A 13,418-nucleotide genomic window follows, 5' to 3' on the forward strand; every position below is an offset into this window, starting at 1 on the left:
GCCATGTCGTTCACGTCCGAGGTGAAAGACGAGCTGGCCCGGGTCGTGCCCGCCTGTCCGCAGTGCGAGAAGGCGACGCTCGCGGCGCTGGTGCGCATCGAGGGGACGCTGTTCGTGAGCGGACCGGCCCGCTACCGGGTGGAGATCGCCACGGACGCGCCGGCCTCGGCGCGGCTCGTCGTGCGGCTTTTGCACGGCATCTATTCGTTGAAGACGAACCTCACCATGCGCCGTTCGGTGCTGCACAAGACACCGAACTATCTCATCGAGGTGCCGGCCCAGCCCCATCTGGCCGATGCCTTGCGCGACATGGGGGTGCTCTCGGCCGAGGGCGGCCTGGAGATGGGTATCAAGGAATCGCTTGTGGCCAAGCCCTGCTGCGCGGCGGCCTACCTGCGCGGCGCCTTTTTGGGCAGCGGCTTTATCTCGAACCCCAAAAGCGACTTTCACTTTGAAATCACCGTGGAATCCGAGGCGCTGGCCGAGGGACTCGTGGAGCTCATGGCCCGCAAGGACATCACGGCCCGCATCATGGCACGGCGCAGCTCGTACATGGTCTATCTGAAGAGCGGCAACGCCATCACGGAGTTCCTCGCCTTCACCGGCGCCCACCAAGCGGCGCTTTCCATGGAGGAGGAGCGCGTCGTGAAGTCGGTGCGCAACGACGTGAACCGCCAGATCAACGCCGAGCTGGCCAACCAGCAGAAGGCCTCGAACGCCGCCGTGGAGCAGATTTACGCCATCCGGCGCGTGGTGGAGCACTACGGCATGGAGGACCTGCCCCCGGCGCTGCAGGAGTTCATCCGCCTGCGGGTCACCTACCCCGAGGCATCGCTGAAGGAGCTCGGTGAGCGGGCGACGCCGCCCCTCTCCAAGAGCGCTGTCTACCACCGCGTCCGCCGTCTCGAGTCGATGGCCGCCGAGCTGGACGCGGGGGAGTAGCGCCGCCAACCCCATCGAGGTGGTAAACGGCTTCTCTAGCTTCTCCCTTGTGCCGTATTTCCTCCAGTAAGTTGTGCCCGAGTCAATTTACTGGAGGAAATAGGCGGCAAGTTGTTGCGCTCGCTTTTGTGCAGGCGGGACGGTTTTCGGGGCCGTCGGCTTTATCGTGGTGGGAATCGCTTAGCTTCGTAGTAAACTTGTGAGAGGCCTAACAGCTGATACGTGCCCATCGGGCTTCGCGAGTATCTTGTGAAAGGAGATACGCATGACAACCAAGGTAGGCATCAACGGATTCGGTCGCATCGGACGCCTCGTCTTCCGCGCCATGGCTGACGATCCCGAGGTCGAGGTGATCGCCGTCAACGATCTGGGCGACAAAGCCACCGCTGCTCACCTGCTGAAGTACGACTCCATCCACGGCATCCGCAATTTCGATATCGAAGTGACGGATGACGGCTTGGTGGTGGATGGCAAGCACGTGACCATGCTTTCCGACCGCGATCCGGCGAACCTGCCCTGGGGCGAGCTGGGTGTGGATGTGGTCGTAGAGGCCACCGGCATCTTCAAGACCGGCGAGCTGGCGCAGAAGCACCTGGATGCCGGCGCGAAGAAGGTCGTCATCACCTGCCCGGCCAAGGACGAGGACATCACCATCGTCATGGGCGTCAACGACGACCAGTACGACCCCGAGGTGCACAACATCATCTCGAATGCCTCCTGCACCACCAACTGCCTGGCTCCCTTCGCCAAGGTGCTGCTGGAGAACTTCGGCATCAAGCGCGGCTACATGAACACCATTCACTCCTACACCAACGACCAGAAGATCCTCGATCTTCCCCATAAGGATCTGCGCCGCGCCCGCGCTGCCGCCGTGTCCATGATCCCCACCACCACCGGTGCCGCCCGCGCCGTGTCCCTCGTGCTCCCCGAGCTCAAGGGCCGTCTCGACGGCTTCGCCACCCGCGTTCCCACCCCCGACGGCTCCATGGTCGACCTTACGGTGGAGCTGGAGAAGTCGGTGACCGCCGAGGAGATCAACGCCGCCATGAAGGCCGCGGCCGAGGGCCCCTTGAAGGGCATCCTGGAGTACACCGAGGATCCCATCGTGTCCATCGACATCGTGGGCAACGACCACTCCTCCATCTTCGACTCGCAGCTGACCATGGTGCTCGGCGGCGAGGGCAACTTCGTGAAGTGCGTCTCCTGGTACGACAACGAGTGGGGCTATTCCAACCGCGTGAAGGATCTTGTTAAAATTCTTCTTCCGGAGGAATAAGAATTTTAATCAAGATCGCCGACGCTGCGGTTCCGACAGGCACCTGGCCTTGCCCCTTGTTTGGGGCACGGCGCGGCACGAAGGCCGCTTGGCCCCAAGGCGGGGCAATTCCAGGCACCTGTCGAAACCTCGCTGACTTCCTTGGGCGAACCAGTGAGGCAAAATAATTAGTATTTTGAGAATCCCGGTTCCCTTAATGAGCCGGGTTTTCTCTTTGGGAAAGGAACGACATGGCGGATATCAAGACCATTGATGACGAGAATTTCGCGGGCAAGAAGGTGCTCGTGCGCGTCGACTTCAACGCGCCGGTGGATGCCGATGGCAACGTGACCGACGACACGCGCATCCGCGCGGCGCTGCCCACCATCAACAAGCTCATCGGCGACGGCGCCCGGGTGATCCTCACGAGCCACCGCGGTCGCCCGGCGGGGGAGGGCTTCGAGGAGTCCTTCAGCCTGGGCCCCATCGCGCGCCGTTTGCAGGAGCTGCTCGGCCGCGACATCGTGCTCTCGCGCGAGCTTATCGGACCTGCGGCTCAGGAAGCCGTCGACGCGCTGGAAGACGGTGACGTGCTGCTGCTGGAGAACATCCGCTTCGACAAGCGCGAGAAGAAGAACGACCCCGAGTTTGCCCGTGCCTTGGCAGACCTCGCCGATGCCTACGTGAACGACGCCTTCGGCACCGCGCACCGCGCCCATGCCTCCACAGCCGGTGTTGCGGCTTATCTGCCCTCCTATGCCGGCTATCTCATGGAGCGCGAGGTGGCCACGCTCACGGGCATGCTCGACGAGCCGCGCCGCCCCTTCGTCGCCATTCTCGGCGGCTCGAAGGTCTCCGACAAGATCAAGGTCATCGACGCGCTGCTGGAGAAGGCCGACACCCTCATCATCGGCGGCGGCATGTGCTTCACGTTCCTGGCGGCCCAGGGCAAATCCGTGGGCACCTCGCTCATGGAGGCCGATTGGGTCGAGCGCGCCGGCGACATGATGAAGAAGGCCGCCGACCGCGGCGTGTCGCTGCTGCTTCCCGTGGACGTCGTGTGCGCCGATGCCTTCGCGAACGACGCCAACCTCGCCACCGTCTCGGTGGACGAGATTCCCGACGACATGATGGGCCTCGATATCGGCCCGGAGACGGCCGAGCTGTACGCCGAGGCCATCGGCATGGCCAAGAGCGTCTTCTGGAACGGCCCCATGGGCGTCTTCGAGATGCCCTCCTTCGAGGCCGGCACCCGGGCGGTGGCCGAGGCCGTGGCCGCCAACGAGGAGGCTGACACCATCATCGGCGGCGGCGACTCGGTGGCCGCGGTGAACCAGTTCGACCTGGCTGACAAGATGACCTTCATCTCCACGGGCGGCGGTGCCTCCATGGAGCTCGTCCAGGGCGAGGCGCTCCCCGGCGTCGAGGCCCTTCGCTAGAAAGGAAGCAATATGCCCCGCAAGAACCTCATTGCCGGCAACTGGAAGATGAACAACACCATCCCCGAGGCCGTGGTGCTCGCTCAGGAGATCTCCAACCGCATGGAGCGCGACTGGCTCGAGCTGGTGGACGTGGCCGTCTGCCCGCCGTTTGTGGATCTCAAGCCTGTGAAGAGCGTCTTCGAGTTCGACCGCGTGGATATCGCCGTGGGCGCCCAGAACGTCTACTGGGAGCCCAAGGGCGCGTTTACCGGCGAGATTTCCATCGCCATGATCAAGAACATCGGCTGCGCCTTCTGCATCGTCGGCCATTCCGAGCGCCGCAATCTGTTCGGCGAGACCAACGAGGAAGTGAATTTGAAGGCCCGCGCGCTCATCGAGGCCGACATCACCCCCATCATCTGCGTGGGCGAGTCGCTGTCCGTGCGCGACGGGGGCACCTACCTCGATTTCGTCACGGCCCAGGTGCGCGCGGCCTATGCCGGCATGGACGCGGCCGACGCCGCCCGTACCGTTGTGGCCTACGAGCCGGTGTGGGCCATCGGCACGGGTCGCACGGCCACGCCCGAGCAGGCCGAGGAGGTCTGCGCCGCCATCCGCGCCACCGTGTCGGACATGTTCGGCGCTGAGGTGGCCGAGAACCTGCGCGTGCTCTACGGCGGCTCGATGAACGAGGGGAACGCGGCGCTGCTCCTCGCCGAGCCCGACATCGATGGCGGCCTTATCGGCGGTGCGGCGCTCAAGGCCGATTCGTTTATCCAGATCGTGAAGGAAGCCTGCTAAATGGAACGACCTGTTGTGGCGCCGGCCCGCGAAGAGCTGCGCCTTCCCGCCTGTCTCATCATCATGGACGGCTTCGGCCTGGCCGAGCCGGGCCCCGGCAACGCCATCTCGCTGGCCGCAACACCGGTGCTCGACCGCCTGTTCGCCGAGGCGCCCACCACGCGCCTGGCGGCCTCCGGCGAGGCCGTGGGCCTGCCCGAGGGGCAGATGGGCAACTCGGAGGTAGGGCATTTGAACATCGGTGCGGGGCGCGTGGTGTTCCAGGAGCTCACGCGCATCAACCGCGCCTGCCGCGACGGATCGATCGCCGTAAATCCGGAGATCGTCGCGGCCTTCGAGACGGCCAAGAAGCAGGGAGCCGCGCTGCATCTCATGGGATTGCTCTCCGACGGCGGCGTGCACTCCTCCAACGAGCACCTCTACGCGCTCGTGGACGCCGCCGTGGCGGCCGGGGTGCCGCGCATCATGGTGCACTGCTTCATGGACGGCCGCGACGTGCCGCCCGCCAGTGGGGCCGGTTATATGGCCGAGCTCGTAGATCATCTGGAGCGGGCTGCGTCGAAGGCCCCGGCTGGCGCGCCCTGCGAGATTTCCATCGCCTCCGTGGAGGGCCGCTACTACGCCATGGATCGCGATAATCGCTGGGAACGCGTGGAGCGAGCCTACGATGCCGTCGTCTGCGCCGAGCCCTTCCGCGACCTGGCTGCCGTGGCTGCCATGGAGGCCTCCTACGGAAGCGAGGTGACCGACGAGTTCGTCGAGCCGGTGGCCCTGGATGCCCGCGGTATGCGCGACGGGGATGCCGTCATCTTCTTCAACTTCCGCCCCGACCGCGCCCGCGAGATCACCCGCGCCATCACCGATCCAGCCTTCGCCGGCTTTGAACGCAAGACGTGGCCGAGCGTGCATTTCGTGTGCCTCACGGAGTACGACCCGGACATTCCAGCGGCTGTGGCGTTCCCTAAGGAGTTCCCGGAAAACGTGCTGGCCGATGTGCTGGCTGACGCGGGACTTGCCCAGTACCACATCGCCGAGACGGAGAAGTACGCCCATGTCACCTTCTTCTTGAATGGCGGTCGCGAGGCCGAGAAGGCGGGGGAGAGCCGATGCCTCATCGCGAGCCCCAAGGTAGCCACCTACGATCTGCAGCCGGAGATGAGCGAGCCCGAAGTGGCCGACACCCTGGCAGCGGCCATTGATGCCGATGAGGCCGATGTGTACATCGTGAACTTTGCCAATTGCGACATGGTGGGACATACCGGCGTCGTGGACGCGGCCCGCGCGGCTGTAGAGGCGGTGGATGCCGGCGTGGGGCGCGTGCTCGCCGCTATCGAGCGCAAGGGCGGCGTGGCGCTGGTCACGGCTGACCACGGCAACGCCGACAAGATGATTGCCGAGGACGGCGGCGCGTTCACCGCGCACACCACCAACCCGGTGCCGCTCGTGCTCGTGGACGCGAGCGGGTCGGGCCTCGCCCTTTCCGGCGCAGAAGGGTGCCTGGCCGACATCGCGCCCACGCTGCTGGCGATGATCGGCCTGCCGCAGCCGTCCGAGATGACCGGCGAGAGCCTTCTGGCTTGAAATCGTTTCGATGCCGCCGCGTGACCCTTGAAGGCGCCGGCGGCATCGGCTATACTAGTCAACTTGCGTACGCAAAACACTGGAAACGTAAAGGAAGCGTGACACGTTGAATCCCCTGGTAATCGTCTTCTTGGTTCTGCTGGTTCTGTCCGGCGTCGGCCTTATCATCTTCATTCTCATGCATTCGGGCAAGGGCACGGGCATCTCGGACATGATCGCGAGCTCCATGTATTCTACCCAGACGGGCACGAGCATCATCGAGAAGAACCTCGACCGCATCACCATCGGCTGCGCTATCGTGTTCCTGCTTTCGCTGGTGGTTCTCATGATCATTTACCCCCACGGAACCATTACCCAGTAATTGGAAATTTCTTCTTGCATCGCGCGGGAGTTCTGTTAGAATAATCGTCGCTGCAAAAAGCATGTCGGAGTGGTGGAACGGCAGACACGCTAGCTTGAGGTGCTAGTGCCCATATACCGGGTGTGCGGGTTCAAATCCCGCCTCCGACACCATCGATCACAAAAGGGCCCGTAGGGCCCTTTTTTGATGCCGATGCTGCGGATCCGACAGGCACCTGATCTGGCCCCTTGTTTTGGGCTCGGCGCGGCACGAAGGCCGCTTGGCCCAAAGGCGGGGCCATATCAGGCCCCTGTCGGCCCCTCGCTGACTTCCTTGGGCGTTCGGGGGAGTCGCACTTGGTCCAATTAAGGAGTGAATGATGGAGACAGGCAAAGAGAAAACAGCTCATGGGCGGCAGGTGGAGAGGGTTCTTTGGATCGTTCTCGTCTTGAACCTGGTGGTGGCCGCCTCCAAGTACTTCTACGGTCTGGCGTCGGGGTCGGCCTCCATGCAGGCCGATGGCATCCACTCGGTATTCGACTCGCTGGGCAACGTCATCGGGCTTGTCGGCATCAGCTTGGCGGCGCGTCCTGCCGACGCGGGGCACCCTTACGGCCATTCCAAGTTCGAGACCTACGGTTCGCTCGCCATCGGTGTGCTGCTCCTCTTCGCTGCCTTCGAAGTAGGCTCCTCGGCTGTGGAGAAGCTGGTCGCCGGCACCTACACGGCTCAGGTGACGCCCGTGTCCTTCATCGTCATGGTGGGAACCCTCGTGGTGAACCTGTTCGTGACCGTGTACGAGCGCCGTGCGGGCAAGCGGCTCAAGAGCGAGATCCTCGCGGCTGATGCGGCTCACACGCTCTCCGACGCTTTCGTCTCCATCGGCGTCATCGTCGGCCTCGGCTTCGTCGTGGCCGGGTTCCCCATGGCCGATCCCATCATGGCGCTGCTCGTGACCGTGGCCATCCTCGCCTCGGCAGTGGGCGTGTTCCGCACGGGGCTGCGCACCCTTTCCGACCACGCGCGCATTCCCGCCGCCGACATCGCCCGTGCGGCGGAGAAGGTGGATGGCGTGCGGTCGATCCATGCCGTGCGCACCCGGGGCACCGAGGCTGAGGTCTACTGCGATCTGCACGTGCTCGTCGATCCGCAGATGACGGTGCTTGCCGCCCATGACCTGGGAGATAAGGTGGAAGGTGTCGTGGCCGCGGCCTTCCCTCAAATCAAGGAAGTGCTCGTGCATATCGAGCCGGATACGGCCGCCGAGCGCGCCGAGGGCTAGCGCAAAAAAGCCGCCGTCCGATTTCGCGGGCGGCGGCTTTCGGTAATCTGCGGGGACGGCCAGGGCGTCTTTCCTAGGCCTGGGCGGTGAATCGGATGCCGACGTAGAAGGCGGTGTTCGGCAGGCCCGAAATGTCGTAGACCTCGTCCAGCTCGATGACCGACACGCGCCAGTTGTAGGTGCCGTTGTCCGTGGACACGACGCCGGCCTGGTAGGTGTTGCCCGAGTCGTCCACGCCGCTGTCGGTGACCTCGGCATTTTCCAGCCCCTCCACCTGCATGGCCCCCTGGACGGCCTTCTCAATGGTGCCCGAGGCGAAATCGGCGTAGCGCAGGCGCATGTCGTCGCCCGCCTTGCGCGAGACGGTGAGCGTCCAGGCTCCCTTCAAAAGCTTCACGGCGTCGCCGGCCGACAGCTTGTCGATGCCCTGCACGTACATGAGCCCCGCTTCTTCCAGGGAGACGTCGGCGGGCAGCTTGATGACCTCGAAGCCGCCGTCGGGGTCGGTGCCCACGGGGGTGCGCTCGTATAAAGTGTAGCCGGCATCGGTAAGCGCGGTCATGATTTCCTCGTCGGAAAGCGGCATGAGCGACGAGAGCAAAGGGAAGTCGTAGGAGACCTCGCGGGCCAGATTCTCCTGCAGCGTTTGCTGCTGGCGGATGGGCTCGTTCATGATCTGGTCGAAGTAGCGACCTAAAAAGAGGCAGCCGATGACGGCGGCCACGACCATCGCGGCCAGCATGATGGCCCTCACGCGAGGGGGCGTCTCCAACGGCCGGGAGAGCTCGGCGCCGTCGTAGTAGCGCACGTCCCCGATCTGCACGGTGCTCTTCGGCTCGCGGGCCAGCGGGTGGAAGCCTGCACGGCGGGTGGGAGGCACCTCGGCTTCGCCCGATCGGGCATGGCTGGCCTTGCGGCGGCGCGCCTCCTCGGCGCGGCTTACAGCGGCTTCGGTTGAATCTACGGAATCGCGCAGGTTCTCGTCTTGGGTCATGAATGGCGCTCCTGTACGTTACGGTGTTGCTGCCGATTATACCATTGCTTCCCCGTTGGCTCTCTGCTAGGATAAACGGACTCCATGGGGGAGTAGCTGGCGCCTTCGGGCGCGGCTCGTCAACATCGTGGCCACGGTTGCGCGCATGGGCGGCAACGGCGGACCTGGCGAGCCTCAATTAGCGAGACTCATGGTGCAGGATTGACCGCGAAGGTCTGTTCTGCACCATGAGTCTTTTTTTGTGGGTCGGATGGGCCGGCCCGCGCGGACCGAGGAGGAAGACGTGGATCTTTCGATTTTTCTGACGCCGGAGGCTTGGATCAGCCTCCTCACGCTCATTTTCCTAGAGATAGTTTTGGGCGTGGACAACCTGGTGTTCATCTCCATCACCACCAACCGCCTTCCACCGGAGAAGCAGCATATCGGCCGCAAGCTGGGCCTGGCCGGCGCCCTCGTTATGCGCATTCTGTTCCTTTGCTTCGCGTCCTACCTGGTGCATATGACCGCGTCGCTGTTCACGGTGAACCTCGGCGCCTACAGCCACGGCTTCTCGGTGCGCGACATCGTCATGCTCGTCGGCGGCGGCTACCTCATCTACAAGGGCATCCGCGAGCTGACCGACGTGCTCGCCCTCACCGAGATCAAGGCCGAGACCTCCGAGGAGCACAAGGCGCGCCATCTCATCGGGCTGCCCCAGGCCGTGGGCACCATCATGGTGATGGATCTCGTGTTCTCCATCGACTCGGTCATTACCGCCGTGGGCTTGGCCGAGCATCTCATCGTCATGATCCTGGCTGTGATGATCGCCGTGTTCATCATGATGATCTTCATCGATCCCATCTCGAACTTCATCAACAGTCATCCGGAGATGAAGATCCTGGCACTGGTGTTCATCTGCGCCATCGGCGTTCTGCTCGTGCTCGACTCCGCCGGCATCCACACCTCCATCGAGGTGCTCGACATGCACATGGAGAAGCTCATGGTCTACTTCGCGATGATCTTCGCCGTGGTCTTGGAGTTCATCCAGATGGCCTTCAATTCCCGCCTGAACGCGTGGAAGAAGCAGCTGGCCGACGAGGCCATCGACGCGGCGGTGCGCGAGGCCGAGGGCGGCGAGGAGCCGGCGAAGGTGGGCGAGCAGGCCCGCGCCCGCGTGGATGCCGCCATCGAGAACGCCGAACGGATCGACTAGCGGTGCGGGCGTCGGAGGGCGTTTTCGGTGCTCCTGGCGTCCTTGGCGGCCGTTTGCGGACGAGTCTTGAATTTCTTGAAATTAGGGCTTGCATCGCCTGGCTGCTTCCCTTATAGTATCTCCTCGCGATGCGGACATGGCTCAGCTGGTAGAGCATCACCTTGCCAAGGTGAGGGTCGCGGGTTCGAATCCCGTTGTCCGCTCCATTGTCATCAGAAGGCCGGTCAGGCTCTTGTTTGACCGGCCTTTGCAATGACAGCCGCCAGGGAATGGCGACGTGGCCAAGTGGTAAGGCAGAGGCCTGCAAAGCCTTCACCCCCAGTTCGAATCTGGGCGTCGCCTCCAACCTGGAACTTATATGCGGACATGGCTCAGCTGGTAGAGCATCACCTTGCCAAGGTGAGGGTCGCGGGTTCGAATCCCGTTGTCCGCTCCATGATTTCACGAATCGGGAGCCTGCGGGCTCTCGATTTTCTGTATGAGGGCTTTTGTCAAGCAGCGTGCCTGCAGAGCGCAGTGCCAGCGTGGCTTTTTATCCCGAACGATAGGTGCTACGACATTTTGCCCCCTTTGGCTACAACCAGCCTGACAGAACTCAGTGTCCAGCTGCGGGTTTTTGCCCGATTTCGAATTGCAACCTGTAGCCCAAGGGGCTGTTTTGTCTAAAGCGGGAAAAGGAACTGGCAAAAGAGAGCCTCAGGCTGCGGGTGGCTTGTTCGATGGTACGACCACGCGGAGAGATCGTCCATCCTCAATTGTTGATCGCGTGCACAAAATGAGCGTCACCCTATGGTAGTATGGCGATACGGAAAAGATTCGGCCGTGAGAGGCGGTTGCCCATGGAGACGAGCAAGGTAAAATGCCGCGAGTGCAAGGCTCGCGCCACCCAATACGAGGGGGCGTTGCCGACCCGGGGCGTTGCGAAGGTCCTCGTGGCCGGGTTCGCCATCTACATTCTCGGTCTGTGGGTGCTCGTGGCTCTGGCGGGTTTCACGACCGGCGATGCTGCCGAGGTGGGCATGATGGATATGCTCATCGTGCTGGCCGTCGTCGTCACCCTTGCCACGGCCGGGGTGGTGTGGTGGATGTTCCGCCCGAAGGCCGGCAAGGTCGTTATCTGCGAGAAGTGCGGCGCCCGCTATGCGGTGGTGCAGCCTCCCAAGTACACCAACGGTTGGAACTACGACAAGATTGCCCCGGCATCGGGCCGCGAGCTTCCCGAAGGGGAGCCTGCATCCGATGAGGGAAGCCAGGCTCCTGCCCCCGCATCCGCGCCATCTGCCGCCAATTCCAAAGAATCCTGAAAAACCCTTTGACAGGGAACGGCGATCTGTTAAACTACTAACTCGCTGCTGAACGAAAGCGAGGCGGCAACCCCGAATGCGCGATTAGCTCAGGGGGAGAGCACCACCTTGACACGGTGGGGGTCACAAGTTCAAATCTTGTATCGCGCACCATGAAACACCAGGTCAGAGGCTTGAAAGCTTCTGACCTTTTTCTTTTCCCGAGTCCAAATGGAAGCAAAATGGACTCAAAATCCGCCCCCGTGACTTCATTACCAGTCCATCGCCTCCACCGCCTCGTGCTTCTGGGCCATGTCCACATGGGTGTAAATGTCCATGGTCGTGGAGTACTTCGCGTGGCCCGCGAGCACTTGGAGAACCTTCGGGTCGGTCTTCTTGCGGGCCATGGCCGTGAGGTAGCTGTGCCTCATATCGTGCAGCGTCATGCCCTGGCAGCCGTAGCCGTCCCTGTGACACTCCCACCACCGGGTGACGGAATGGGGCCGCATCCTCTCGCCCAGCTCGTTGCACATGAGCGGCGTGTCGTCTCCGAGGACGGGCCACGGGCTGCCCGTCTCCTTCCGCGTCTCCGCGAACATCTCCTCTATGGCGGCAATGCGCTCCCTCAAGTCCGCCTTGAGGCTCGCGGGCATGGGGAGCGCCCTCTTGGACGCGGCGGTCTTCGTGTCCTTCTGCCGCCCCAGGCTATCGGTGCCGTGCACCACGTGTATCTCTCCGGCCTCGAAGTCTATGTCCCGCACGTCTAGGCCCACGATTTCGCCGCGCCTCATGCCCGACCCGACCGCCGCCCGAAGCGCGAACTCCATGGGCTTCCTCGGATCGAGGGAATCGACGAGCGCCCTGATGCCCTCGACGGGAGGGGGGTGCGCTGCTCCGTGTCTATGGCCGGCGGCTCGGCGTACTCGCACGGGTTGGAGTCGGCGTCGCCCCCCTTCACCGCATCCCGGAACATCCTGTGGAGCGTCACGGATATGTCGCGCACGTAGGTTCCGGACAAGGGCCTGCCTGAAGGGCTCTCGCCGTTTCTGAGGGCCTTGTACATCGCATCCAGGTGCGCCCAGGCCGAATTTCCTCGATCCGGGCCTTAGAGAGGTGCATATTGGCGCACACGATGTGGCACCTGTTCTTCTGCAACGTGTCGTAGGCGACCTTCGCCGCCCGCTCGGCCAGCCACGCCTCCGCGTAGGCGGGGAAGAGCATCCCCCTCTCGCGCCTAACCTCGCCGCGCTCGATGGCGGCCACGAACTCGTCCTTGGCGTCCTGCGCCTCGGAGTACGTCCCGTGGAACACCCTCGTCTTGACATAGCCCTCGTCGCCCTCGAACTCGCCATCGATCTCCGCGCGAAGCTGCCACTTGCGGCACTTGCCGCGCGACTTGCCGCGCTCCATCTTGTACACGGAGCCTTTGCCGCGAACCTTTACCTTGGCCATGGTACAATTCACCTTGCCTTCCTATTCGTAGGATGGTATTTCTTCTGCGAGCCCCGCCAGTCCGCCAAGATCAAAGCGGGGCTCCTTCTCTTAATACTGCTCGCCCACTGCCGGAACAGTGCCGGAGCACTGCCGTTGCACTGTCGAGACAGTGTTTTGTTGCGAAAAGGTTCACTATCCTTCAACCGCAACATCTTGTGTTTCATCCTTCATTTATGGAAGGTTTTCTGCAAAATTCGAAATCAACGTTCAATATCTTGTGCCTTTACTTTTGCAGCGCTGCAAACTTATAATCGAGATAGCTCATCTACCGACTCGTAAGTGTAGAAGGAGTATCTGGTTGCGTCCCTCTCGGGGCGCTTCCTGCTTCTCTGGACACTTTGTCAAATTCCTTCCTCAGTTTCTCAAGCCTGTGTTCCTGATCGACGTAAAACGCTGTTATCAGGAGGCAGTATTTCTCCCTCCTCTCTAGCACGACGAGATACTGCTCGTCCTCAAGGAGCATCTTCACCCGGCTGTGCCCCTTGTAAGGAGTCGACCATACGAGCATTCCTTCGCACTCCGTGCATTCGGGGCGATTGCAGCCGCAATTCTCGATGAACGCTCGCGCCCATCTAATGCGCTCGCACCGGTTCATGTCGGGTTGCCTCTCCCCGTCCTTTCCGTAGTCGCAGCACGTTATGTGCCAGAACGCCTCTTCGCGACCGTGCTCCATTGGATGTCTTCGCGTGTTGACGGGAAGTCCCTCGAAGGTGGGTTTCGTCAGCAGGAAGTCGCGCTCGAATATCTCGTACAGATGATCCTCGTAAGCCTCCCATTGCGCAAGGTCATCGCATGGGAGAAGATCAGGCAGCCAGCACCAGTCCTCAACCACG

General features: G+C 62.7%; 13 protein-coding genes and 5 tRNA genes. 14 read left to right on the top strand and 4 right to left on the bottom strand.

Going from position 1 to position 13,418, the window contains the following annotated elements; translation table 11 throughout:
- The first annotated feature begins 3 nt into the window (after positions 1 to 3).
- The 8 genes from whiA (at position 4) to GO707_RS00565 (ending at position 7,622) form a co-directional block, all read left to right on the top strand.
- On the top strand, positions 4 to 942 hold the full coding sequence (gene whiA / locus GO707_RS00530) for a DNA-binding protein WhiA (protein ID WP_157011547.1): 939 nt from the start codon (positions 4 to 6) through the stop codon (positions 940 to 942).
- A 265-nt stretch (positions 943 to 1,207) separates the two neighbouring features.
- Entirely contained in the window at positions 1,208 to 2,218 is a 1,011-nt protein-coding gene (gene gap / locus GO707_RS00535; protein ID WP_022739833.1) for a type I glyceraldehyde-3-phosphate dehydrogenase, read from the top strand.
- A 230-nt stretch (positions 2,219 to 2,448) separates the two neighbouring features.
- Positions 2,449 to 3,636 (top strand): phosphoglycerate kinase, encoded by a 1,188-nt coding sequence (locus GO707_RS00540; RefSeq protein WP_157011549.1) that lies wholly within the window; start codon positions 2,449 to 2,451, stop codon positions 3,634 to 3,636.
- A gap of 12 nt (positions 3,637 to 3,648) precedes the next feature.
- The gene (tpiA, locus tag GO707_RS00545; protein WP_022739835.1) at positions 3,649 to 4,419 is read left to right on the top strand and encodes a triose-phosphate isomerase; all 771 of its coding nucleotides are present in this window, start codon (positions 3,649 to 3,651) and stop codon (positions 4,417 to 4,419) included.
- Positions 4,420 to 6,000, top strand: coding sequence for a 2,3-bisphosphoglycerate-independent phosphoglycerate mutase (gene gpmI / locus GO707_RS00550; RefSeq protein WP_157011551.1), 1,581 nt, complete (start codon positions 4,420 to 4,422; stop codon positions 5,998 to 6,000). It abuts the gene before it with no gap.
- A 106-nt stretch (positions 6,001 to 6,106) separates the two neighbouring features.
- Entirely contained in the window at positions 6,107 to 6,361 is a 255-nt protein-coding gene (secG, locus tag GO707_RS00555; protein ID WP_022739837.1) for a preprotein translocase subunit SecG, read from the top strand.
- 63 nt (positions 6,362 to 6,424) lie between these two features.
- Positions 6,425 to 6,513, top strand: a tRNA-Leu gene (locus GO707_RS00560).
- Positions 6,514 to 6,719: 206 nt separating this feature from the next.
- On the top strand, positions 6,720 to 7,622 hold the full coding sequence (locus GO707_RS00565; RefSeq protein ID WP_232325474.1) for a cation diffusion facilitator family transporter: 903 nt from the start codon (positions 6,720 to 6,722) through the stop codon (positions 7,620 to 7,622).
- A 73-nt stretch (positions 7,623 to 7,695) separates the two neighbouring features.
- Here the strand turns inward: GO707_RS00565 and GO707_RS00570 are convergent, their stop codons facing one another.
- The gene (locus tag GO707_RS00570; RefSeq protein WP_227070300.1) at positions 7,696 to 8,616 is read right to left on the bottom strand and encodes a teichoic acid transporter; all 921 of its coding nucleotides are present in this window, start codon (positions 8,614 to 8,616) and stop codon (positions 7,696 to 7,698) included.
- Between the two features lie 283 nt (positions 8,617 to 8,899).
- On the opposite strand from GO707_RS00570, the gene GO707_RS00575 reads away from it, so the two are divergent.
- The 6 genes from GO707_RS00575 (at position 8,900) to GO707_RS00600 (ending at position 11,265) form a co-directional block, all read left to right on the top strand.
- Entirely contained in the window at positions 8,900 to 9,808 is a 909-nt protein-coding gene (locus tag GO707_RS00575; protein WP_114539114.1) for a TerC family protein, read from the top strand.
- 130 nt (positions 9,809 to 9,938) lie between these two features.
- Positions 9,939 to 10,014: transfer RNA gene (locus GO707_RS00580), tRNA-Gly, on the top strand.
- A gap of 65 nt (positions 10,015 to 10,079) precedes the next feature.
- Positions 10,080 to 10,153: transfer RNA gene (locus GO707_RS00585), tRNA-Cys, on the top strand.
- Positions 10,154 to 10,168: 15 nt separating this feature from the next.
- A tRNA-Gly gene (locus tag GO707_RS00590) sits at positions 10,169 to 10,244 on the top strand.
- A gap of 403 nt (positions 10,245 to 10,647) precedes the next feature.
- Entirely contained in the window at positions 10,648 to 11,112 is a 465-nt protein-coding gene (locus tag GO707_RS00595) for a hypothetical protein (protein ID WP_114539113.1), read from the top strand.
- A 78-nt stretch (positions 11,113 to 11,190) separates the two neighbouring features.
- Positions 11,191 to 11,265, top strand: a tRNA-Val gene (locus GO707_RS00600).
- A 98-nt stretch (positions 11,266 to 11,363) separates the two neighbouring features.
- On the opposite strand, the gene GO707_RS11965 is transcribed toward GO707_RS00600, so the two are convergent.
- From GO707_RS11965 to GO707_RS00610, 3 genes are all read right to left on the bottom strand, one after another.
- Positions 11,364 to 11,918: a tyrosine-type recombinase/integrase gene (locus GO707_RS11965; RefSeq protein ID WP_114539112.1), complete on the bottom strand. Its 555-nt coding sequence runs from the start codon at positions 11,916 to 11,918 to the stop codon at positions 11,364 to 11,366.
- Positions 11,919 to 12,075: 157 nt separating this feature from the next.
- Entirely contained in the window at positions 12,076 to 12,543 is a 468-nt protein-coding gene (locus GO707_RS11970; RefSeq protein WP_114548386.1) for a hypothetical protein, read from the bottom strand.
- A 307-nt stretch (positions 12,544 to 12,850) separates the two neighbouring features.
- Positions 12,851 to 13,417, bottom strand: a complete 567-nt coding sequence (locus tag GO707_RS00610) for a hypothetical protein (protein ID WP_114539110.1) — start codon at positions 13,415 to 13,417, stop codon at positions 12,851 to 12,853.
- Position 13,418: the final 1 nt, after the last annotated feature.

Source organism: Adlercreutzia rubneri, from assembly GCF_009755265.1.
Lineage (GTDB): Bacteria > Actinomycetota > Coriobacteriia > Coriobacteriales > Eggerthellaceae > Adlercreutzia > Adlercreutzia rubneri.

Bases quoted from the DNA above. Each gene is read 5' to 3' on its own strand.
- GO707_RS11970 (WP_114548386.1), bottom strand. From the start codon at position 12,543: ATGGCCAAGGTAAAGGTTCGCGGCAAAGGCTCCGTGTACAAGATGGAG.
- GO707_RS00565 (WP_232325474.1), top strand. From the start codon at position 6,720: ATGGAGACAGGCAAAGAGAAAACAGCTCATGGGCGGCAGGTGGAGAGG.
- GO707_RS00540 (WP_157011549.1), top strand. From the start codon at position 2,449: ATGGCGGATATCAAGACCATTGATGACGAGAATTTCGCGGGCAAGAAG.
- whiA (WP_157011547.1), top strand. From the start codon at position 4: ATGTCGTTCACGTCCGAGGTGAAAGACGAGCTGGCCCGGGTCGTGCCC.
- GO707_RS00570 (WP_227070300.1), bottom strand. From the start codon at position 8,616: ATGACCCAAGACGAGAACCTGCGCGATTCCGTAGATTCAACCGAAGCC.
- GO707_RS11965 (WP_114539112.1), bottom strand. From the start codon at position 11,918: ATGGAGTTCGCGCTTCGGGCGGCGGTCGGGTCGGGCATGAGGCGCGGC.
- GO707_RS00595 (WP_114539113.1), top strand. From the start codon at position 10,648: ATGGAGACGAGCAAGGTAAAATGCCGCGAGTGCAAGGCTCGCGCCACC.
- tpiA (WP_022739835.1), top strand. From the start codon at position 3,649: ATGCCCCGCAAGAACCTCATTGCCGGCAACTGGAAGATGAACAACACC.
- gpmI (WP_157011551.1), top strand. From the start codon at position 4,420: ATGGAACGACCTGTTGTGGCGCCGGCCCGCGAAGAGCTGCGCCTTCCC.
- gap (WP_022739833.1), top strand. From the start codon at position 1,208: ATGACAACCAAGGTAGGCATCAACGGATTCGGTCGCATCGGACGCCTC.